The following is a 20,626-nucleotide window of genomic DNA, read 5'->3' as shown; positions in this document are numbered from 1 at the left end:
CCGTGGTTTGTCCCGCGCTGGCTTCAGACGCCGGCCGAGCGTCGAAGCTCTTCCGCTCTCGTCTGCGCCCGCCGGATGACGGATTTCTCGTCGACGGTGAGAATTTCCCGGTTGCGGACGACAACCCGGCCCCCCACGAGCACGGTGTCGACATCGGCCGCGCGGGCGGAATACACCAGCGCGGCCATCGGGTCGTGCAGGGGGCGCATATGGCTTGACAGCGTATCGACGAGGACGATGTCGGCGGTTCGGCCTGGCGCAAGGCAGCCAACGCTGTCGCCCAGTCCCGCCGCCTGGGCCCCGCCGGTCGTGGCCATGGCGAAAACATCGGCAGCGGTCAGAACGCCTGAATCCAGGCGTGTTACCTTGTGCAAGAGCGCAGCGTCCTTCATGACTTCGAACATGTCCTGGGTATTGTTGCAGGCGGGCCCGTCGCAGGCGAGCCCCATGGTAATTCCGGCGGCGCGCATTTCGGGGACAGGAGAAACGCCGGAGGCAAGTATCATATTGGATGTGGGGTCGTGAATGACGGGCGAACCGTGCTCGGCGATGAGGTCGATGTCGCCGGGCGTAAGATGGACGCAGTGGTTGAGCATCACGTTCGGGCCGAGCGCACCGATGTCCGCGAGAAATTCCACATTTCGTTTCCCGCTTCGGGCACTGATCAGATCGTTATATTCGGGGGTCTCGGCCGTATGGAGATGGACGGGAACGGCCTTGTTTGTCACGAGATCGACTGTATCGGCCCAGTAGTTTTCGCTGGCAGACCAGGGCACGATGGGGCCGACGCCCACATGAACACGTTTATCCGTTCGCCATGTTTCGATGAGCCGCTGGCTACGCGTCGAGATGTCGATGGTTGCCTCGTGAAAGCCCGGTGCGAATTCTTCGTCATTGGAACACCGGAAGAAGAGCCCTCGTATGCCGGTCTCGGCAAGCGCCGCCACGGCGATTTCATCCGCGCCGTCGTCATATCGGGAGGAAAAAAATATCTCGCAGACGGTGGTGTTCCCCGATTTCAGGTTTTCGATCGCCCCGAGGGTGACCGCGAGCCCGTAGTCTTCGGGCGTCATCTGGTTCATGAAGGGTAATTGGGAAAGGGACAGCCATTGCAGCAGGGTACGATCCGTACCCAGAGACCGACCGAGTGTCATGCAGAGATGAGTGTGCGCGTTGACGAAGCCGGGGATCACAAGCTTGTCACGGGCGTCGATAACCTCATCCACGTCTATCTCTGGCTTTGGCCGGCCCGGCCCGATCGCCGCAATCTGTCCCTTTTCGATGAGGATGAAGCCGTTCTCGATGACCGGCTGTTCTTTGGTGGCCGTCAAGATCGTGCCGCCTTGAATAAGTAGAGAATCCGTCATGATCTTGCCCCCCAAAAGAAACGCGTGTGTGTCGAGCCTGTGTCGGCGGCGATTATTCCTGCCCGCGATGCCTTTCACAAGTGCGCCCGGCACTAAAAGGACATCGGACCCGAGTGTGGCGCGACAATGTCCATAAAATTGCGAAGGCATATCGCAAATTCGCCATATTTGGGAGGCATATGACCCGATAGAAGAGGGGTGGGAAGCCGCTGCCGAGTGCGGCATCGGTCAATCGGGTCTTCGCGGTTCCGGCCGCGGCGGGACGGAGGACACGCCCATGCCTGATCCCAACCGTAAACTGCGCGAAGAGACCGAGCCCGTCGCGACGGGGCGGGCGCCGGCTCCCGGGATTTCAGATGCGCGGTGCGTCGAGGGACGGGATACCGGTCGTCGGGCAGCCGGGGCAGGCGCGCCAGCCATCCTGATCATCGATCCTGACGCGATGGCGCGCCGCGGCACGGCCGCGATGCTTTCCGACAGGTTCGATACGCCTGAAATCACCGAGGCGGACTCTCTTTACGATGCCGCATCGATTCTGCAGCTCGGCAATGTCGATCTGGTCATTCTGGGCCTCGAAGCCGGCGGGGAATTTTTTGCCCTGCCCCGTGGTGAATTGAGCCCGTTGGCCGGCGCTGCGAAGACACTCGTATATGTGCGCTCATGCTCGAACGCGACCGCACTCAGGATTATTGCCGCTGGCATGAAAGGGCTGGTCTTTAAATCCAGCAACGCCCGAGTGCTGCTGAGCGCCGCGGATCTGGTCCTGAGCGGTGAGATATATCTCCCGGGTCGGCTTTTCCCCGTTTTCCATGATGTAATGCTATCGCTCCCCTCCGGGCTTTCAGTCGGCGGACACGCATCTTTGACAGCACGGCAGCGTGACGTTCTGGAACTGATTTCGCGCGGCTATTCCAACAAGGAGATTGCCCGGGATCTCGCCATGCTGGAAGGGACGGTCAAGGTCCACGTGAAAAGCATTTTTCGCAAACTCGGCGTAAAGAACCGGACCCAGGCGGCGATCGCCGGGCTCGGTGCACGTATGGAAGGGTTGGGCTAACAACGGGTCCACCCATCAGACTGTGCGGTCGCGGCGGCAGCTCGAAGAGCTACGTGGCGAGGCTTTCGTGGATATGACGAGCGACGATGCTCTCCTCGTCCGTCGGAATGACAAAGCAGGAAACCCGGGACCCGTCTGTGGAAATCACTTTTGCATTTGCGTGATTTCGGGCCGGTTCCACCTCGAGCCCCAACCATCCCAGAGCCGCGCCGATTTTTTCCCGCACGAGGGGGGCGTTTTCGCCGATACCGGCGGTAAAAACCAGAGCATCCAGGCCTTGAAGGGCGGCTGTCAGCGATCCGATTTCCCGCAATGTCCTGTAGACAAAAAGATCGACGGCAAGCTTGGCGCGGGGCGCGTCGCTTGCCAGCAGGTCTCTCATATCGTCACTGATGCCGGAAAGACCCAGAAGCCCCGATTGACGGTAGAGAAGCGCGGTCACCTCTTCGAGGCTGTAACCGGCTGGCCCCAGAAGGTGCAGGACCACGCCCGGGTCGAGATCGCCGCAGCGCGTTCCCATAGGAAGCCCGTCGAGGGCGGTAAATCCCATCGTCGTGGCGATGCTGTTCCCACCGCGCAACGCGCAGAGGCTCGCACCATGGCCCAAATGGGCGGCGATGACGCGGCCCTCGGCCACTGAGGGGGCTTTTCTTCGCAGGCTGTCGCGGACATATTCATAGGAGAGACCATGGAAGCCGTATCTCTCGACGCCCTTGTCGGTAATTTCTTCAGGCAAGGCAAACCGCCGGGCCAGGTCGGGCTGGGTCATGTGAAAGCTGGTATCGAAGCAGGCGATTTGCGGAAGATCCGGATAGGCGGACTGAACCGCGCGGATGCCCGCGAGATTGTGGGGTTGGTGCAGCGGCGCGAGAGAGCTCAGCGTCTCCAGCTCCGAGATTACGGCATCGGTAACGCGAACCGGCCCCGGGAATACACGTCCGCCATGAACGATGCGATGTCCCGCGGCGACCAGCTCGATCACGTCTTCCAGATTTTTTAACCAAACCAGGAGGTGCTCGAGGGCTCCGGCCTGCCCGGTATCCGGAGGCAGTGTCGTGTGTCGAATTTCGCCGTTGTCCGGATCCCGGACGGAAAAACGCGGGGCCCCGCCGATGCCCGTAATATCCCCCCGGTACAGGCGGACAGGATCACGTGTCTTGGAATTCTGGTCGAAAATGGAGAATTTCAGGCTGGAGGAGCCGGCATTCAGGACCAGATATGCCTTGGTCACGGTCGGGAGGTCTTTCTGTAATGGGCGAGAAGTACGGCGGCGGCGGCCGACGCGCACCTCGTCTGCACGTCGTCCGCCCGGCTGGTCAGAGCGATAGGGACGCGCGCTCCAGTGACGATACCGGCGAGTTGCGCGTCCGTCAGATATTCGAGCTGCTTTGCCAGCATGTTGCCCGCCTCGAGGTCCGGCACGATCAGGATGTCGGCGCGTCCGGCGACCGGCGAAACAATGCCTTTGGCGGCGGCGGCTTCCATCGAGATTGCGTTATCGAAAGCTAGCGGCCCGTCAAGCAGTCCGCCCGATATCTGACCACGATCAGCCATTTTGCAAAGCGCCGCGGCATCGACGGTGGATACGATTTTCGGGTTCACCGTCTCGATGGCGGAAAGGATCGCGACGCGGGGTTCGGCAATATCAAGCGCACGGGCCATGTCTATCGCGTTCTGTACGATATCCCTTTTGTCCTCGAGGTCAGGATATACGTTGATCGCCGCATCGCTCAGAAGCAGGGGGCGCGGATATGTGGAGATATCCACGACAAATACATGGCTGATGCGCCGCTCGGTGCGGAGGCCGAACTCGTGGTCTATCACGGGTGTCATGACTTCATCGGTATGTATGGCGCCCTTCATCAGGCCATCGACCTCGCCCGTCCGGGCCAGATCGACGGCCTTGCGCGCCGCCGCGTGGCTGTGTTCCGCGGCAAGGATTTCGAAATCCGAAATGTCGATGTCGGCGTCCCGGGCGGCCTGTTCGATCCTGTGCGGTGGACCCACCAGCACAGGTATGATCAGGCCATTCTTTTGTGCCTCGACTGCGCCGCTCAGGGAAAGCGTGTCGACCGGGTGTACAACGGCCATGCGGATGGCTTCAAATCGGCGCGCGCGGGCGATCAGCTCGGCATGGCCAGCGCCGGGTTCGTGATGCGGTTCCGCGATCATCGCGGGTTTGGTTGGTCGCACCCTGTCTCTCTTCGCCATTGGTGTGGTCGCCTTGCGCGATGTCTGAATCCTAACAATCGACTATGACAGAAGGATATCAGGTTTTTCGGCTGCTCGTCTCGGGCTTGCCGCCAGCCCCGACTGCCTTCGATTTTGTCGCGAATCTCAGTAGAAGATAACCGGTTAGTGCCGAGATCAGCGAGCCGCCCAACACGCCGATCCGCACGTCGACGGCATAGGCCGGGTCCGAGAAGGCGAGTGTGCCGATGAAAAGGCTCATGGTGAAGCCGATGCCGGCGAGAATGCTCGCCCCATAGAGTTGCAGCCATGTCACCTCGTCAGGCAACCGGCAGAGACCGCCCCTGATGGCGAGCCAGCTGAAGCCCGCGATGCCTACCTGCTTACCAAGGAACAGCCCGAGGGCAATGCCCAGCGGGACCGGGGCGAGGATGGAGTCCAGTGAAAGGCCGGACAGGGAGACGCCGGCATTCGCGAAGGCAAAAAGTGGCATGATTCCGAAGGCCACCCAGGGCAACAGGGCGTGCTCGAAGGTCTTCAGGGGGGACTCTCCATGTTCGTTCGTCGCGCGCAGCGGAATGGCGAGCGCAAGGGCTACGCCGGCCAGTGTCGCGTGTACACCGGATTTGAGAACGCACACCCAAAGGAAAATCCCGACCAGCACGTAGGCGGCCGTTCGGGTCACGCCAATCCGGTTCATGAAGAAGAGTCCGGTGAGCGCGATGGCCGCCATCCCCAACGAGAGGGGAGAGAGTTGGTGGGTATAGAAAAGAGCAATAATGATGATTGCGCCAAGATCATCCAGGATGGCGAGCGCGGTGAGGAAAATCTTGAGTGAAATCGGCACCCGTTTGCCGAGCAGGGAGAGTATTCCGAGCGCGAAGGCGATGTCGGTTGCGGCGGGGATCGCCCACCCATTGAGCGCGACCGGATCGCCGTTTGTTATCGCAATGTAAATCAGGGCGGGGACGATCATGCCGCCAGCCGCGGCAACGGCGGGCAGGGCAGCACGATCAAGGCTTGATAATTCGCCTTCGAGGATTTCGCGCTTGATTTCCAGTCCGACGAGCAGAAAGAAAATGGCCATCAGGCCATCGTTGACCCAGAGGAGAAGTGCTTTGGATATTCCGAAGTCACCAAGGCTGATGGTCAGGGGCAGGGCGAACAGCCCATCATAGTAGGGGCCCAGGGCGGAATTGCTGATAAGAAGGGCAAGCACGGCGGCGCCCATGAGGACGAGGCCGCCAGCGCTTTCAAGCTTCAGGAATTCCTTTATAGGGGCAAGCGGATCCTTGAGTGCTTCGGTCAGCTGATCCAGGGCCATCGCCTAATCCCGAACGGTTGCGCCATTCTTTCCTCGCTTTCCTTGTGGTCGAGTTTGCTGTGCGTTTCAAGTCTGGCACATCTTTTTCCCCGCCATGAGGCTCGAGGGTCGCCGGTTTTTTCCTTTTCCGTCTTGATGGATCGCGCGGTCTTCTCATTCATCGGAAGTTCGTTCTGTCCGGCAGCGGGATGCGGGCTTCCGGGGATTTGTGATTGTCGAAAAGGCGGAAATCTGCGGGATTTGGTCGCTGGCTGCGGCGATGGCGCTTGATTTTCGGGCAATTCCTCCGCTAATCCTGCCTGTCCATCATTCGAATTCGCTGGCCCGGGAGGCAACGTGTCCGAGACCGTGAAATATCTCCTTGATGAGGAGCGCATGCCGACGCACTGGTACAATATCGTGGCTGACTTCCCGGCGCCCCCGGAGCCCCCGGTCCATCCGGCCACGCACAAGCCTCTCGACCCGACGGATCTCGAAGCGATTTTCCCGAAGGAGCTTATACGTCAGGAGATTTCGGCGGAGCGGGAAATCGAAATTCCTGCCCCCGTGCGCAAGATCTACCGTCAATGGCGCCCGTCGCCCCTGTTCCGGGCCCGGCGGCTTGAAGAGTTCTTAGATACGCCAGCACGCATTTATTACAAATACGAGGGCGTGAGTCCGGCCGGCAGCCACAAGCCGAATACGGCCGTGGCGCAGGCGTTCTTCAACCGAGAGGCCGGGGTCCGCAAGATCGCTACCGAGACCGGTGCCGGACAATGGGGTTCGTCTCTCGCGTTCGCCGGCAGTCTTTTCGACATTGAGATCGAAGTTTTCATGGTTCGGGTGAGCTTCGAGCAGAAGCCCTACCGGCGGGCGCTGATGGAGGCTTATGGCGCCAGTTGTATCCCCAGCCCCAGTAGCGAGACCCAGGCCGGGCGTGATGTCTTGTCTGAAAACCCCGACAGTCCCGGCAGTCTCGGTATCGCGATTTCGGAAGCGGTCGAGCGTGCGGCCTCGCGCGACGATACCAATTACGCCTTGGGGAGCGTTCTCAACCATGTGTGTCTCCACCAGACGGTGGTCGGACTGGAGGCCATCGCCCAAATGGAAATGGCCGATGATTACCCTGACATCGTCATCGGATGCTCGGGGGGTGGAAGCAATCTGGCGGGGATTGCATTTCCGTTCATGGGAGCGGGGCTGCGAGGCGGGCCGAATCCCCGAATCATTGCGGTAGAGCCGGCAGCTTGCCCGACGCTGACGCGGGGCGAATTCGCTTATGATTTTGGAGACATCGCCCATCTTACTCCGCTCATGAAGATGCACACACTCGGATCGGCTTTCGTGCCGCCGGGGTTTCATTCGGGAGGACTCAGGTACCACGGCATGTCGCCCCTGATCAGTCACGCCAAGAGCCTGGAGCTTCTCGAGGCACGGGCATTGCGCCAACTCGGCTGCTTCGAAGCGGGGGTCGATTTCGCGCGAGTCGAAGGGATCCTGCCAGCTCCGGAATCAACGCACGCGGTCAAGGCGGCGGTCGACGAAGCCCTTCGTTGCAAGGAGGAGGGGCGGAGCGAGTGTATCCTGTTCAACCTTTCGGGGCATGGGCATTTTGACATGCAGGCGTATATGGATTTCTTTGCCGGCAAACTGTCGGACGACTCATATGACGAGGCCTCGCTGAGCCAGTCCCTTGCCAAATTGCCGGTGGTCGCCGCCGTCTAGCTCACCGCACGCTCAGCCAGGGCTGCTGTCAGGCGCACGGGCGTTGCTGCGCTCCCTGCCAAAGGGCGTTCTTTCGGGCGGCGGCAGGTGAAGATCCCGCGCCAGTCCGGCATCGGGATCAATGTCCTCGAGCAGTTGCCTGTAGATATAAAGATTCTCCAGCACTCGCTGGACGTAGTTCCGCGTCTCTGAGAAGGGGATCATCTCGATCCAGTCGACCATATCGACTTCGGGTCGGCGCGGATCGCCGTACTCCCGAACCCAGCGATCGGCCCGGTTGGGCCCGGCGTTATATGCGACCAGGCTGAGAACCTTGGATCCGTCAAACCGTTCCAGAAGATCGGCCAGATACGCCCGCCCGAGGCGCAGATTATAGTCCGGATCCTCCCTCAACCGTTGCCTGGAATAGGGGACACCGACCTTGCGTGCAACCGTCCGGGCTGTTGCAGGCATGATCTGCATAAGTCCTCGTGCCCCGGCGTGGCTGGTGGCAGTTGGCTTGAAACCGCTCTCCTGGCGCATGATCGATAAGATCAAGGCCGTTTCCACTTTTTCCAACTCGCTGCCTTCTGCACCGGTCAGCACGGCGGCCGAAACCGGCGGAGTTGTCGGGTAGGCGGTTGCGAGGCTGATGACCCCCTCCCGGATGGCGCGTCTGCCCGTCCGGACCGCCAGGTCCTGCCGGCCGGCCTCGATCGCGATTTCTGCGACCAGAACGTGCTGGGCAGGGGTTTCGGCGCGCAAGCTCAGTTTGCGCACGAAAGGGTCGATTTCCTCATTGAGGCCGAGAGCGCCCATGAGCCGGACAACCCTTACGACCTCGTCCTCATAAAAGGCCCGCTTCTCAGCCGGGCTGGGCCTGGGTGGTGCGGGAATCCGGCTATGCGTCAGCCCGCCGATGGCCAGCGCTTCAAGCCGCGCCAAGTGCCCGTAATAAGTGGTCACATATTCGGAAGCCTGCCGATACCAGCGGCGCGCACCCTGGCGCTGATCCAGTGCCGCCGCTGCGCGACCGGCCCAGTACGCGGCACGCGCACGGCTAACGGGATATCTCACGTTATCGAACAGGCGCTCGAAATGACCGAGCGCGGTTTTGGGGTCGTTGGCGAACCTCAGGGCGATCCAGCCGGCCAGCCATTCCGCCTCGGCGTATTCGACACCTTCTTCAAAGCCGTGGTTGGAAGCGACCGAGTAGGCAAGTGATGTCTCGCCGTTGCGCACCCCGTAGCGGGCCGCCAATTCACGCTCCTGCCACCAGTTATGGGGTCGCAGGGCTGGCGGCATCAGATTTGACAGCATGGCGAGAGTCTCGTCTGTCCGTCCGCGTCGTCGCCGCCAACTCGCGCGGTCAAAAGTCAAAAGCGCGTCGGATTTCAGATAACTGGGCACCCGCTCGATTGCATAATCGACTCCCGGTGCATTGGTCATCAGATGGACCCGCGCATTTGCAAGCTTTTGCCGGTCCTGCGAGACGAAGGGCATGATGCGCTTCGCTTCCGTCGTCCGTCTCTCACTCAGCAAATAGGACAGTCGGGCTTCATGATCGGACGTGGTCAGGACGTCTTTGTAGCTCCTTCGGATACGGCGCTCCTCACTCATCGAAAACTGGCCGGAGCGCCAGAGGCCTCGCAGAATTTCACGGCCCTTTTCGGCCTCTCCGGCGCGTAGCAGTGATTCGGCATGGCGCAATTTTCCGGCTGACGTGACCGGCTCGAACTGATCAAACCATTCGATGATCGTCTTGTCGCCAATGTCGTCATTGATGGCCGCCTCGGTTCTCGCGCGCAGGACATTCTGGTAGGGCCAGTCCGGGCTGTTCTTGAGGAAATCGCTGAGACGATCGAAGGAGAGATGCTGTCTCCGACCTTTGGTGAGCTCGAACCATTCGACAGCTTTGGCCACGAGCGGCGAGCCGGTCGCCCGGGCCTGGGCGTGGGCGTGTTGCCAGCGCCCGTCGGCCGCCGCACGAAACGCGGCCCTGGCCTTTTCGATATGGTCGGCCGAGAGGTCCTGAGCGTGGGCTGTTTGCGGGGCAAGAAGCCACCCGAGCGAGGCCGCGAGAACGAGCGGAAGCAAGCCAGGCCACCACCGCCTGGCGCGCCGTTGCCGTCGCCCAAGCGCGTCCGTTATTGTGCTCCAGTGCTTCAAACCCGTCACGATGACTTCCCCGGCCCGGCTGAGGGCCATCTTCCCCCTAAGCTCTGGAAATTAGCGAAAAAAGGGCCGTAAATCTAACGCCATTTAGGATAATCTCGGACCAGAAGCCGAGAGCCACGGCAGCGCTTGTCGGAGTCTCTCTCCCTGTCTATGGTGCAAAAAATTTCTTGCAATCCGGTTTCTGCCGCCGATTTGTCCAGAGGTAAGAATGTTCAGGGGCTCCTACACAGCGCTGATCACGCCCTTCAAGGATGGCCTGGTTGACGAAGATGGCATCCAGTCCTTCGTCGAATGGCAGATTTCTGAAGGCGTGCACGGTGTGGTCTCGTGCGGAACAACCGGGGAATCGCCGACCCTGACGCATCCCGAACACATGCGCGTGACCGAGCTTTGTGTCGAGGCGGCCGCCGGCCGCGTGCCGGTGATCGCGGGGACCGGGTCTAATTCGACGGATGAGGCGGTGGACCTGACCCGACACGCCCGGAAGGCTGGCGCGAGCGCCGCGCTGGTGGTGACGCCCTATTACAACAAACCTACGCAGGAAGGCCTGTACCAGCATTTCAAGGCGATCAATGACTCGGTCGACCTGCCGGTCCTCATATACAACATTCCGCCGCGGTGCGTGATCGACATGAGTGTCGAGACCATGAGCCGTCTGGCCAAGCTGCCCAACATTGTGGGTGTAAAGGACGCCACCAACGACCTGGCCCGGCCTCCTTTGCAACGCCTCGCATGTGGCGACGATTTCGTCCAGCTCTCGGGCGAGGATGGCACTTCGGTCGCCTTCCTTGGCCAGGGCGGTGACGGATGTATTTCGGTGACCGCGAATGTAGCGCCCGCCGCGTGCGCGCGGGTGCAGGAGGCTTGGCAGGCCGGCGATTTCGCGGCGGTACAGGAGATCAATGATCGGCTGGCACCGCTGCATGCAGCCCTTTTCGTGGAGACGAATCCGGCCCCGGTCAAATTTGCGGCGAGCCTTCTTGGTAAGTGCTCGCCCGAGTTGCGCCTCCCCATGGTGCCTCTTTCAGATACGTCGAAGGCAAAGGTCGAAACCGCAATGCGGTCGGCTGGCTTGCTGAATTAGGCCGTCCATGGCGGCGCAAAAGGGTCCGCCCCAACGTATCGCGGTACAGAACCGCAAGGCGCGGCACGATTACGAAATCCTCGAAAAATTCGAAGCCGGGATCGTCCTGAAGGGCTCCGAGGTAAAGTCCTTGCGGGCCGGGCATGGCAATATTTCAGATGCATATGCGCAGGAGGCGGGGGGCGAGATCTATCTGCTGAATGCGCATATCCCGCGCTACGACCCGGCGGGCCGTGATAATCATGAACCGATGCGCCCCCGCAAGCTGCTATTGCACCGGCGTGAAATCAATCGCCTGACGGCCCAGATCGCGACGCGCGGCATTACCATTGTCCCGCTTTCAATCAATTTCGACCACCACGGGCGGGCCAAGGTTCAATTGGGCCTGGGTCGGGGCAAAAAGGCGCACGACAAGCGGGCGGCAAAGAAAGAGCAGGACTGGAGGCGCGAACAGGGGCGGCTGCTGCGTGACAAGGGGTAGTCAGGCTTTAAGGCGTTGACGAATGTCTTGAAAGACCTTGTCGAACATCCCCGACGTCAGACGACCGGTATTCGTATTGTAGCGTGAGCAGTGATAGCTGTTGACGAGAAGAGGCCTGCCGGCCGGCATGTCGTGCCAGACGCCATGGCCGAAGCGAAAGCGGCTCGGCTGGCAGCCAAGGGCCCTGATCGCCTGCTGATGAGCGACAACGCCAAGGGCCAGGATTACCCTGAGTTGGGTCATGGTCGCGATCTCGGCTTCCAGAAAGGGACGGCAGTTTCGCGCCTCGTCCGGGAGGGGTTTGTTCTGCGGCGGGACGCAGCGCACCGCGTTGGTGATCCGGGCACCAGACATTTGCAGCCCGTCACCGGCCCTGGCCTCGTAAGTGCCGTGAGCGAACCCGAATTTATGCAGTGTCGGGTAGAGAAGATCGCCCGCGTAATCGCCGGTAAAGGGCCGCCCGGTTCTGTTGGCGCCGCGAAGCCCGGGGGCCAGGCCGATGACGAGCAGTTCTGCGGAAAGGGGGCCAAAGGACGGGACCGGTCCATTGTGCCAGTCGGCGTGGGCGGCTGCGTTTTCGCGGCGGAACTCGCATAGCCGAGGGCATCGGGGACAATGGGGGGCGGGCTCTGCACATGGACCGGTCATGGGTGACAGGTAGCCGAGCCACGCCGGCGGCGCAATCTCCGCGGTCGGCCTTTCTCACTGGCGGCGAGCCTGCTAAAGCAGGGTCATGACCTGGAAAATCACCCTGCCTGAAGCCGGTCGCCCGGCCCATCGACCGGAAACTTTGCCGGATGTCTGGCAATTTCCGATCGTCGTCGGGCTTGGTGCCAATTTGCCAAGCCCCAGCCACGGCGCGCCGGCGGAAACCCTGACGGCAGCCCTCGGGGCGCTGGAAGGGGCAGGGATAGGCGTGCTGGCGCGCTCCTCCTGGTTTGAATCCGCCCCGGTGCCGGCATCCGATCAGCCCTGGTTCGTCAACGGCATCGCGGTCGTCGAAACCGGGCGCAGTCCGGAAGCGCTCCTCGGCCTGTTGCTGCGTATCGAGGCCGAGTTCGGCCGGACCCGTGGGGCGCGAAATGAGGCTCGGATCCTCGATCTCGACCTGATCGCCTTCGGGGAGGTGGTACGGCAGGAAGAAAGGGGTATACAAATACCTCACCCAAGGCTGCAATACCGCGCGTTTGTCCTTGCCCCGCTGGCAGAAATTCTCCCCGATTGGGTCCACCCGGTGAGCCGGCGGCCGGTTTCGGAGCTTTTGGCGGCGATCCCCGGCGATCAGGCTGTCCGGCGGCTCGAAACCCGTTAGATTCCGGGTCTTTTGGCGCAATCTCGCCGCTCGGGACGGGTTGCTTTCCGGGAACCGCCTCCCTATATTCCCGGTCCCGCACGACCTGTGGAAAACCGGCGGTCCCGATCCGCCTCAGGAGGCCCGATGGCGCGAGTTACGGTTGAAGATTGCATTGAGATTGTCTCGAACCGGTTTGACCTGGTGTTGATGGCCAGCCAGCGCGCACGGGCCATCTCCGCCGGGGCGCCCCTGACTGTCGACCGTGACAATGACAAGAATCCGGTCGTGGCCCTCAGGGAAATCGCCGAGACGACCGTGGAGATCGATGCGCTTGAGGACAGCCTTATCCACTCCCTGCAGCGCCATGTCGATTTCGACGAGCCGGAGGAAGAGGAAACGGCGGTGGAAGACGGCGAGGCCTTGCCGGCGCCGGTGGGCGAGGCGCCGACGGTCCAGAATCCCTCCACTGACGATCCGCTGGCAGCTTCGTTGGCGGCGCTGGAGGTGTCTTATGGCGCCGAAGAGGTGGAGCCCGAAGAAGGCGAGCTGGATGCTGCCGTCGAGGAATCGGTCCGGTCCGGTCCGGCGGCTGACGCCGACGACGTCAGCGGTTCCGGCGAGACCGCCGGGGATCAGCCGGAAGCACCCGAAAAGCCGGGCGAGTCCGGGCAGAATTAACGGCTCCTACCCTAAGGCGGTGCTACAATCGGGGCGGCGCCGGGCCTGACCGGCGCCTGAAACTCGGGTCCACGTGGCATGATTCGCCAATTTGAGCTTGTTGAGAAGGTGCGCACCTACGATCCGGCGGCGGACGAGGAACGCCTGAACCGCGCCTACGTCTTCGCGATGAAGGCCCACGGCAAGCAGGTCCGCGCCTCCGGCGACCCTTATTTTTCCCACCCCCTCGAAGTGGCCGGCATTCTGGCTGACAAGAAGCTCGATTCGGCCACGATCATCACTGCACTGCTGCACGACGTTATCGAGGATACCGATGTCGAGCCGGCCGAGATTCGCGCGCTGTTTGGTGACGAAATCTCGCGGCTGGTCGACGGCGTGACCAAACTGTCGCAGATCGAACTCCAGTCCGAGCAGACCAAGCAGGCGGAGAATTTCCGCAAGCTCGTCCTGGCCATGTCCGAGGACATCCGCGTTCTCCTGGTTAAATTGGCCGACCGTCTCCACAACATGCAGACGCTTGAATATATCAAGGAGCCGGAGCGGCGGCGGCGGATCGCCACCGAGACGATGGACATCTTCGCGCCCCTCGCCGAGCGGATCGGCATCCGCGACATGAAGGATGAATTGGAAGACCGGGCGTTTGCTGAATTACACGCGGACGCACGTCAATCGATTCTGGCTCGCCTCGAATTTCTGCGATCCGAAACGGGTGGCATGGTCGACCAGATCATCGCCGAATTGAATTCGGTCATGGCCGAGGCCGGAATCAAGGCGCGGGTCGCGGGGCGGGAGAAAACACCGTATTCCATCTGGCGGAAGATGGAACGAAACAACGTGGCCTTCGAACAGCTTTCCGACGTCGTGGCCTTTCGGGTCATCGTCGAATCGGTTGATGACTGCTACCGGGCGCTCGGCCTCATACACCAGAAATACCGCGTTGTACCGGGGCGATTTAAAGACTACGTCAGCACGCCCAAACCCAACCAGTACAAGTCATTGCACACGGGCGTCATAGGGCCGCTCAAAAAGCGGATCGAGCTTCAGATCCGCACCGAAGACATGCATCGCGTGGCGGAACTGGGTGTGGCCGCGCATTGGGTTTACAAGCAAGACGTCCCCGAGTTCGAGGGCAGGCAATATCGTTGGCTTCGCCACTTGCTGGACATCCTGGAGCATGCCTCGGGTCCCGAAGAATTTCTCGAGCATACGAAACTCGAAATGTTCAGCCATCAGGTGTTTGCCTTTACGCCGAAGGGCGATCTGATCGTCCTGCCCGCACAGGCGACGGCCGTCGACTTTGCCTATGCGGTGCACTCCGAAGTCGGGAATACCTGCGTGGGTGCCAAGGTAAACGGCCGCATGGTGCCGCTCAGAACCCAGCTTAGCAACGGAGATCAGGTCGAGATCGTTACCTCCTCGGGCCAGAAACCGTCCCCAATCTGGGAAAGTTTCGTCGTGACCGGACGGGCGCGGTCGCAGATCCGGCGCTTCGTACGGTCCGAACAGCGAAGCCAGTACATCAACCTCGGCCGCGCGATTATGGACAAGCTGTTCCGTCAGGAAGGATATGAATTCGCCGATAAATCCCTGGCGGGTGTTGTGGGGCAGTTCCGCGTTGAGACGGAAGAAGACCTGCTCGCCCGGGTCGGAGAAGGGTTGCATACCGGAAAGGAAGTGTTCGAGGCCATTTTCCCGGGACACAAGCATGTCGAACGGGCGGAAACGGTAATTCCCTTCAAGGGTAAAGATCGCGCCATTCTGCGCAAGGACCGGCCCGGCACTCACGCCGTGCCGATCAAGGGCCTGACGCCAGGCCTCGCAGTGCATTACGCCAATTGCTGCCATCCGATTCCAGGAGACCGCATCGTCGGCATCGTGACGGCAGGGAAAGGGGTCACGATCCACACGATTGATTGCGACAATCTCGAAAGTTTTTCGGATCAGCCTGATCGTTGGCTCGATGTTGCCTGGGACTCCCGCCAGACCGAGGGCGAGAGCTTTGTGGGGCGCCTTCAAATGGTTGTGGCAAACGAGCCGGGCTCGCTGGGACAGCTTTCCGGCGTCATCGGAAAAAACCAGGGAAATATCATCAACCTGCGGTTCACAAGCCGGTCATCGGATTTTTTCGATATGGTCATGGATGTCGAGGTGGCTGACATACGACACCTCTCTGATATCGTGGCGGCCCTCAGGGCTACGCCACAAGTCAATTCCGTGGAGAGGGCCCGCGGCTAGGGGGCGGAGCGCAGCCTTATGTTATTCAAACGGCGTACCGACCTTCCCCTTCACCGGAGATTGTCGCACCTCCTATGGCCGCGTTCCGGATGGTCGCGCACGGCGCGGTACCTGACGCATCGGGTATCGCGGATATCGGACTCGCCGCATGCTATCGCCGCCGGCCTCGCCTGCGGCGCGGCCGTGTCCTTCACGCCCTTTCTGGGATTTCATTTTGTGCTGGCGGCCCTTCTGGCCTGGCTCATGGGGGGCAACTACCTTGCCTCCGCGGTCGGGACAGTGGTGGGCAATCCCTGGACTTTTCCAATTATCTGGCTGTCGATTTACCAGCTCGGGACCTGGATGCTGGGCCTGGAGGGGACCGTTTTTCATGAGCACCAGATGACTTTTCAGAGTATCTTCGATAACCCTTTTGAGTTGCTTCTGCCCATGGCTTTCGGGGGCCTGCCGACCGCGGTGGTGGCGTGGTTCGCCGTCTACTGGCCGACGCGGCGGGTGGTTGCCGCCTATCAGGCGGCCCGGCGCGCTCGACTGGCAAAGGAGCCGGCCGAGAAGGGCGAAGCCGGAAAATTCGGAAACAGGGAAAACAGAAAAGATCCGAAATGAAATACCTTCGACTGGGCGTCAATATCGATCATGTGGCTACGATCAGGAACGCGCGGGGTGGTCTGCACCCTGATCCGGTTCGGGCGGCCCTGCTCGCGGCCGAAAATGGGGCGGACGGGATCACCGCCCATCTTCGCGAAGATCGCCGGCACATCTCGGACACTGATATTCGCAGGCTGGCGACTGAAGTTCCGGCGCCCCTGAATCTGGAAATGGCCGCGACCGGCGAAATGCTGGAAATAGCCCTTCGGCACCGCCCACATGCGGTCTGTCTTGTCCCTGAAAAGCGCGAGGAACTGACGACGGAGGGCGGTCTGGACGTGGCGGGCTCGGCCGCACATGTCGGTGCGTATGTCGATGCCTTGAAAGGGGCGGATATTCGCGTTTCCCTTTTTGTCGATCCGGAGGAGAGGCAGATCCGTGCCGCCATGTCGGCCGGTTGCCAGGTGGTCGAGCTGCATACGGGCCGGTATTGCGAGGCCGCTGGGGCCGGGCGGGCAATCGAGCTGGCCCGGCTGCAGAAAGGGGCGGCCCTGGCCAGTTCCCTCGGCCTCGAGGTTCATGCGGGGCATGGGCTGAGTTACGCGACAGTAGGTCCGGTCGCGGCTATCCCGTCGATCGTGGAACTGAATATCGGCCATTTCCTGGTTGGCGAAGCCATTTATACGGGCCTTGCTGCGGCCATAGGGCAAATGCGCGAGGCGATGGAGTCGGGCCGGCGCGGCTCGGCAACAGAAAGCGCCTGAAGCAATTCCATGATTTTGGGAATTGGCAACGATCTCATCGATATCCGCCGTATCGAACAGACACTGGACAGATTCGGCGCGCGCTTTGTCGAGCGCGTTTTCACCCCGATCGAGCAGGAAAAGTCCGAGCGCCGGCGCAACAGGGCGGCGAGTTACGCAAAGCGGTTTGCCGCGAAGGAGGCCTGCGCCAAGGCCTTGGGAACCGGGTTTCGGGACGGCGTGTTCATGCGCGATCTTGGCGTGGTAAATCTGTCCTCGGGGCGGCCGACCATGGTGCTGACGGGCAGTGCGCTTCTCCAGCTTGAACGCATAACGCCGGCGGATTGCGATGCCCGGATCGATCTTACGATCACCGATGATTTTCCGTTGGCGCAGGCGATTGTCATTATTTCGGCGGTTCCCCGGGCGCCGGATCTCCCTGTCACCTGATTACCTAATACCAACGTTTCTGGAATTTTTCTTATGTCACCAAAGGACAACGGACCGAACAAAGAGGCTTCCGCTTCTCGCGAAGAAGGGCATTCGGATCGGGGCGACGCGGGTCGGGCAGACGCCGATTCGCGGAAAGGCGAGTCGAAATCCGGCTCCGGGGCGGAACGCGGGGGCCTCGTCGAGACCGTCAGGACGATCGTTTATGCCATCCTGATTGCGCTTATGATCCGGACCTTTGCCTACGAGCCGTTCAACATTCCATCAGGGTCAATGATTCCGACCCTGCTGGTGGGCGACTATCTCTTCGTTTCCAAATTTGCCTATGGCTACAGCCGTCATTCCTTTCCGCTGAGTTTTCCGCCATTTGACGGCCGGGTTCTGGGCAATATGCCCGAGCCGGGCGACGTCGCCGTCTTCAAGCTGCCGCGGGACGGGCGGACCGACTATATCAAGCGGATTATAGCCCTGCCCGGAGATACGGTTCAGGTGCGGGGCGGGAGCCTTTATCTGAACGGCACCAGAGTCCCCCGGGAACGATTGGCCGATTATGGCTATCGGGACCGATTCGGGCACGCCATCAACACGCGCCGTTACCGCGAGACCCTGCCCAACGGCGTGTCCTATGATGTGCTCGAAATTTCGGACGAAGGGGCACTCGACGATACCGGCATCTATGTCGTGCCACCGGGTCACGTCTTCGCCATGGGTGATAACCGGGACCGGTCGCTCGACAGCCGGGTTCCGGGCGACAACGGCGCCGGCGGCGTGGGGTTCATCCCGTTCGAGAATCTGGTCGGCCGGGCGGAAACGATCTTCTTTTCCACGGACGGTTCGGCTTCTTGGTGGGCGCCTTGGAGCTGGCCGGGTGCCATTCGTTACGATCGCCTAATTAAGACAATCGAGTAATGTCAGATCGGACCAAAAATTTTTCGACCTTGCAGGCAATCATCGGTCACGATTTCGCCAACCCAGGGCTTCTGGCCGAAGCGCTGCGCCATGCGAGTGCCGCCGCGCCCGGGGCAACCAGCTATCAGCGGCTGGAATTTCTGGGTGATCGTGTCCTGGGGCTCGTCATGGCGGAAATGCTGCTGGCTCATTTTCCCGCGGATGCGGAGGGCCCCCTGGCACGTCGGCACGCCGCCATGGTGAGAAAGGAGACCCTTGCCGCTGTAAGCGAGGAGATGGACCTTGGAGCTTATCTCCTTGTCTCGCCGGGCGAGGAGGCGGCTGGTACCCGGGAAAGCACAGGCGTCCTGGCTGATGCCTGCGAGGCCCTGATCGGCGCGTTGTTTCTGGATGGCGGATACGAGAAGGCGGCGAATTTCGTGCGGCGGTTCTGGGGGGCACGTCTGGTGGAGACGGTCAACGCGCCAGTCGACGGCAAAACGGCCCTCCAGGAATGGGCGCAAAAACAGGGGTTGAACCTGCCCGTGTATCGAGTGGTTGAACGCACCGGCCCCGATCATGCGCCTGAATTCGTGATCTCGCTGTCCATCGACGGCGAGGCGTCGGAGCTGGGTAGGGGGGCTTCCCGTCGCGCGGCTGAACAGGATGCAGCCGCGCGGTTTCTGGCCAAGCGGGGCCTCGCGTCGTGAGTTCAAATCGGACCGATTCCGAAAGCAGACATCGCTGCGGCGTCGTTGTGATCCTTGGCGCGCCCAATGTCGGAAAATCCACGCTTTTGAACGCGGTTGTCGGGCAGAAAGTGTCGATTGTGACGCCCAAGGTCCAGACAACGCGCGCGCGTGTTCGCGGAATAGCGATAGAGGGTGACGTCCAGATCGTTTTCACTGATACCCCCGGCATATTTTCACCGCGCCGACGATTTGATCGCGCCATGGTGAAGGCGGCCTGGTCACGGACAGGCGATGCCGACCTGATCCTGGTGATGGTGGACGCGCGAAAAATCGTTACCGCCGGTGCGATTGACGAAGATACGCGCCGGGTGCTGGCTGGCCTGGCACAAAGCAAGCCGCCGGCCTTCCTTGTGATCAATAAGGTGGACGCCGTGACGCCGCACAAATTGCTGTGGCTGGTGAAAGCCCTGAACGATCTTTCGACGTTCGACTCGACCTTCATGATTTCGGCCCTCAAGGGTGATGGCCTGGCCGATCTTATGGCCGAAATTTGCGGAAGAATGCCGGAAGGTCCATGGCTTTTCCCGGAAGACCAGGTTTCGGACCAGCCGACGCAGTTTTTTGCCACCGAAATTACGCGGGAGAAGCTGTTTTTGCGGCTGCGCCAGGAGTTGCCCTATGCTCTGACGGTAGAAACCGAATTATGGACGGAAAATAAGGACGGCAGCGTACGCATAGACCAGACGATCTACGTCGAACGTGAGAGTCAGAAGCCCATTATCGTCGGCAAGGGCGGGCGCCAGATCAAGGAAATCGGGCAGGCGGCCCGGCAGGAGCTGGAGAGGTTTCTTAACCGGCGGGTCCACCTGTTTCTTCACGTCAAGACGCGGGAAAACTGGGCCGAACAGCGGGAGCACTTCCGCTCTCTCGATCTGGATTATGATGCCTGACCATGGAATGGTGCGATAATGGGATCCTCCTCTCTGCCCGCCCACATGGCGAACACGCTCTTATCCTGTCAGTGCTGACCGAAAACCACGGGCGACACGCCGGCCTCGTGCGTGGCGGCGCCGGTGCCCGGGCACGCGGCCTTTACCAGCCGGGCAACGAACTGACAGTGACCTGGCGAGCACGCCTGACAGAACACCTCGGGTCCTACAGTAGCGAAATGCGCTGCGCCTGGCCCGCGCTGGTACTGGATGAACCTCTCCGGCTGGCCGCACTTACATCGGCCTGTGCGGTCGCAGAGGCGGCGCTGCCTGAACGGGAAAGCCATCCGGCGGTGTTTCTCGGGTTGCGGGCGCTGTTCGATGCCCTCACTTCGGACATGTGGAGTGCCGCATACGTTCAGTGGGAGGTGGCCCTCCTGTCGGAGCTGGGCTTTGGGCTGGATCTTTCGGCCTGCGCGGCAACGGGTGAGAGGGAAACGCTGGCTTATATTTCGCCGCGCACCGGCCGGGCGGTTTCCCGCCTTGCGGGCGAACCCTATAAGGATCGCCTGCTGCCATTGCCCCGGTTTCTCACCGGAAAATACGACATGAACGACGATGCGCTGGCGGAAGAGATTCGGCTGGCGCTGCGCGTGACGGGCCACTTTCTCGACCGACACGTCTGGGGTCTCGCAAATCGGCCGGAACCACCAGCCCGCACCCGCCTGATTGATCGATTAGCCCATTGACCTACTATATATAGCT

At 61.2% G+C, this 20,626-nt stretch carries 19 protein-coding genes and 1 pseudogene; 14 read left to right on the top strand and 6 right to left on the bottom strand.

The annotated features are described in order from the left end of the window. Positions 1-23: 23 nt before the first annotated feature. The gene (locus RLQ26_10940) at positions 24-1,367 is read right to left on the bottom strand and encodes an amidohydrolase (protein MEQ9089239.1); all 1,344 of its coding nucleotides are present in this window, start codon (positions 1,365-1,367) and stop codon (positions 24-26) included. 277 nt (positions 1,368-1,644) lie between these two features. On the opposite strand from RLQ26_10940, the gene RLQ26_10935 reads away from it, so the two are divergent. Then, on the top strand, positions 1,645-2,424 hold the full coding sequence (locus RLQ26_10935; GenBank protein MEQ9089238.1) for a response regulator transcription factor: 780 nt from the start codon (positions 1,645-1,647) through the stop codon (positions 2,422-2,424). A 49-nt stretch (positions 2,425-2,473) separates the two neighbouring features. Here the strand turns inward: RLQ26_10935 and RLQ26_10930 are convergent, their stop codons facing one another. The 3 genes from RLQ26_10930 to nhaA are packed head-to-tail and all read right to left on the bottom strand — an operon-like array spanning position 2,474 to position 5,938. Beyond that, the gene (locus RLQ26_10930; protein ID MEQ9089237.1) at positions 2,474-3,655 is read right to left on the bottom strand and encodes an acetate/propionate family kinase; all 1,182 of its coding nucleotides are present in this window, start codon (positions 3,653-3,655) and stop codon (positions 2,474-2,476) included. Beyond that, on the bottom strand, positions 3,652-4,635 hold the full coding sequence (locus RLQ26_10925; protein ID MEQ9089236.1) for a bifunctional enoyl-CoA hydratase/phosphate acetyltransferase: 984 nt from the start codon (positions 4,633-4,635) through the stop codon (positions 3,652-3,654). Before RLQ26_10925 ends, RLQ26_10930 begins: the two co-directional genes overlap by 4 nt. A 58-nt stretch (positions 4,636-4,693) precedes the next feature. Next, complete coding sequence (nhaA, locus tag RLQ26_10920; GenBank protein MEQ9089235.1) at positions 4,694-5,938, bottom strand: Na+/H+ antiporter NhaA; 1,245 nt, start codon at positions 5,936-5,938, stop codon at positions 4,694-4,696. A 336-nt stretch (positions 5,939-6,274) separates the two neighbouring features. Here nhaA and RLQ26_10915 point away from each other — a divergent pair, with 336 nt between their 5' ends. Continuing rightward, positions 6,275-7,642, top strand: coding sequence for a TrpB-like pyridoxal phosphate-dependent enzyme (locus RLQ26_10915; protein MEQ9089234.1), 1,368 nt, complete (start codon positions 6,275-6,277; stop codon positions 7,640-7,642). 12 nt (positions 7,643-7,654) lie between these two features. On the opposite strand, the gene RLQ26_10910 is transcribed toward RLQ26_10915, so the two are convergent. Next, a complete protein-coding gene (locus RLQ26_10910) occupies positions 7,655-9,799 on the bottom strand; it encodes a lytic transglycosylase domain-containing protein (GenBank protein ID MEQ9089233.1) in 2,145 nt (714 codons plus the stop codon). A 208-nt stretch (positions 9,800-10,007) separates the two neighbouring features. Here RLQ26_10910 and dapA point away from each other — a divergent pair, with 208 nt between their 5' ends. Both dapA and smpB read left to right on the top strand, forming a co-directional pair. Beyond that, the gene (gene dapA / locus RLQ26_10905) at positions 10,008-10,883 is read left to right on the top strand and encodes a 4-hydroxy-tetrahydrodipicolinate synthase (GenBank protein ID MEQ9089232.1); all 876 of its coding nucleotides are present in this window, start codon (positions 10,008-10,010) and stop codon (positions 10,881-10,883) included. Between the two features lie 7 nt (positions 10,884-10,890). Continuing rightward, complete coding sequence (gene smpB / locus RLQ26_10900) at positions 10,891-11,364, top strand: SsrA-binding protein SmpB (protein ID MEQ9089231.1); 474 nt, start codon at positions 10,891-10,893, stop codon at positions 11,362-11,364. On the opposite strand, the gene RLQ26_10895 is transcribed toward smpB, so the two are convergent. Continuing rightward, positions 11,365-12,012, bottom strand: coding sequence for a uracil-DNA glycosylase (locus tag RLQ26_10895; protein MEQ9089230.1), 648 nt, complete (start codon positions 12,010-12,012; stop codon positions 11,365-11,367). An 85-nt stretch (positions 12,013-12,097) separates the two neighbouring features. Here RLQ26_10895 and folK point away from each other — a divergent pair, with 85 nt between their 5' ends. From folK to recO, 10 genes and pseudogenes are all read left to right on the top strand, one after another. Then, on the top strand, positions 12,098-12,676 hold the full coding sequence (gene folK, locus RLQ26_10890) for a 2-amino-4-hydroxy-6-hydroxymethyldihydropteridine diphosphokinase (GenBank protein ID MEQ9089229.1): 579 nt from the start codon (positions 12,098-12,100) through the stop codon (positions 12,674-12,676). Between the two features lie 126 nt (positions 12,677-12,802). Further along, a pseudogene (gene rpoZ / locus RLQ26_10885) lies at positions 12,803-13,054 on the top strand (DNA-directed RNA polymerase subunit omega). A gap of 360 nt (positions 13,055-13,414) precedes the next feature. Then, the gene (locus RLQ26_10880; GenBank protein MEQ9089228.1) at positions 13,415-15,571 is read left to right on the top strand and encodes a bifunctional (p)ppGpp synthetase/guanosine-3',5'-bis(diphosphate) 3'-pyrophosphohydrolase; all 2,157 of its coding nucleotides are present in this window, start codon (positions 13,415-13,417) and stop codon (positions 15,569-15,571) included. An 18-nt stretch (positions 15,572-15,589) separates the two neighbouring features. Beyond that, positions 15,590-16,177: a DUF2062 domain-containing protein gene (locus tag RLQ26_10875; GenBank protein ID MEQ9089227.1), complete on the top strand. Its 588-nt coding sequence runs from the start codon at positions 15,590-15,592 to the stop codon at positions 16,175-16,177. Beyond that, entirely contained in the window at positions 16,174-16,923 is a 750-nt protein-coding gene (locus RLQ26_10870; protein ID MEQ9089226.1) for a pyridoxine 5'-phosphate synthase, read from the top strand. The genes RLQ26_10875 and RLQ26_10870 overlap by 4 nt, the downstream gene beginning before the upstream one ends. Positions 16,924-16,932: 9 nt before the next feature. Then, entirely contained in the window at positions 16,933-17,352 is a 420-nt protein-coding gene (gene acpS / locus RLQ26_10865) for a holo-ACP synthase (GenBank protein ID MEQ9089225.1), read from the top strand. A gap of 33 nt (positions 17,353-17,385) precedes the next feature. Continuing rightward, the gene (gene lepB, locus RLQ26_10860; protein MEQ9089224.1) at positions 17,386-18,261 is read left to right on the top strand and encodes a signal peptidase I; all 876 of its coding nucleotides are present in this window, start codon (positions 17,386-17,388) and stop codon (positions 18,259-18,261) included. Next, positions 18,261-18,950, top strand: coding sequence for a ribonuclease III (rnc, locus tag RLQ26_10855; protein MEQ9089223.1), 690 nt, complete (start codon positions 18,261-18,263; stop codon positions 18,948-18,950). The genes lepB and rnc overlap by 1 nt, the downstream gene beginning before the upstream one ends. After that, the gene (era, locus tag RLQ26_10850; GenBank protein ID MEQ9089222.1) at positions 18,947-19,882 is read left to right on the top strand and encodes a GTPase Era; all 936 of its coding nucleotides are present in this window, start codon (positions 18,947-18,949) and stop codon (positions 19,880-19,882) included. Before rnc ends, era begins: the two co-directional genes overlap by 4 nt. A 2-nt stretch (positions 19,883-19,884) precedes the next feature. Next, positions 19,885-20,610 (top strand): DNA repair protein RecO, encoded by a 726-nt coding sequence (gene recO / locus RLQ26_10845; GenBank protein ID MEQ9089221.1) that lies wholly within the window; start codon positions 19,885-19,887, stop codon positions 20,608-20,610. Positions 20,611-20,626 lie beyond the last annotated feature (16 nt).

It is taken from the genome of Alphaproteobacteria bacterium, assembly GCA_040220875.1.
Classification (GTDB): domain Bacteria; phylum Pseudomonadota; class Alphaproteobacteria; order JAVJVX01; family JAVJVX01; genus JAVJVX01.
This window is presented reverse-complemented; position numbering and strand designations above follow the sequence as displayed.

Excerpts from the sequence above, each read along its gene's own strand:
- RLQ26_10940 (MEQ9089239.1), bottom strand. The coding sequence starts at position 1,367 with ATGACGGATTCTCTACTTATTCAAGGCGGCACGATCTTGACGGCCACC.
- RLQ26_10935 (MEQ9089238.1), top strand. The coding sequence starts at position 1,645 with ATGCCTGATCCCAACCGTAAACTGCGCGAAGAGACCGAGCCCGTCGCG.
- RLQ26_10925 (MEQ9089236.1), bottom strand. The coding sequence starts at position 4,635 with ATGGCGAAGAGAGACAGGGTGCGACCAACCAAACCCGCGATGATCGCG.
- nhaA (MEQ9089235.1), bottom strand. The coding sequence starts at position 5,938 with ATGGCCCTGGATCAGCTGACCGAAGCACTCAAGGATCCGCTTGCCCCT.
- dapA (MEQ9089232.1), top strand. The coding sequence starts at position 10,008 with ATGTTCAGGGGCTCCTACACAGCGCTGATCACGCCCTTCAAGGATGGC.
- smpB (MEQ9089231.1), top strand. The coding sequence starts at position 10,891 with ATGGCGGCGCAAAAGGGTCCGCCCCAACGTATCGCGGTACAGAACCGC.
- RLQ26_10895 (MEQ9089230.1), bottom strand. The coding sequence starts at position 12,012 with ATGACCGGTCCATGTGCAGAGCCCGCCCCCCATTGTCCCCGATGCCCT.
- folK (MEQ9089229.1), top strand. The coding sequence starts at position 12,098 with ATGACCTGGAAAATCACCCTGCCTGAAGCCGGTCGCCCGGCCCATCGA.
- RLQ26_10880 (MEQ9089228.1), top strand. The coding sequence starts at position 13,415 with ATGATTCGCCAATTTGAGCTTGTTGAGAAGGTGCGCACCTACGATCCG.
- RLQ26_10875 (MEQ9089227.1), top strand. The coding sequence starts at position 15,590 with ATGTTATTCAAACGGCGTACCGACCTTCCCCTTCACCGGAGATTGTCG.
- RLQ26_10870 (MEQ9089226.1), top strand. The coding sequence starts at position 16,174 with ATGAAATACCTTCGACTGGGCGTCAATATCGATCATGTGGCTACGATC.
- acpS (MEQ9089225.1), top strand. The coding sequence starts at position 16,933 with ATGATTTTGGGAATTGGCAACGATCTCATCGATATCCGCCGTATCGAA.
- lepB (MEQ9089224.1), top strand. The coding sequence starts at position 17,386 with ATGTCACCAAAGGACAACGGACCGAACAAAGAGGCTTCCGCTTCTCGC.
- rnc (MEQ9089223.1), top strand. The coding sequence starts at position 18,261 with ATGTCAGATCGGACCAAAAATTTTTCGACCTTGCAGGCAATCATCGGT.
- recO (MEQ9089221.1), top strand. The coding sequence starts at position 19,885 with ATGGAATGGTGCGATAATGGGATCCTCCTCTCTGCCCGCCCACATGGC.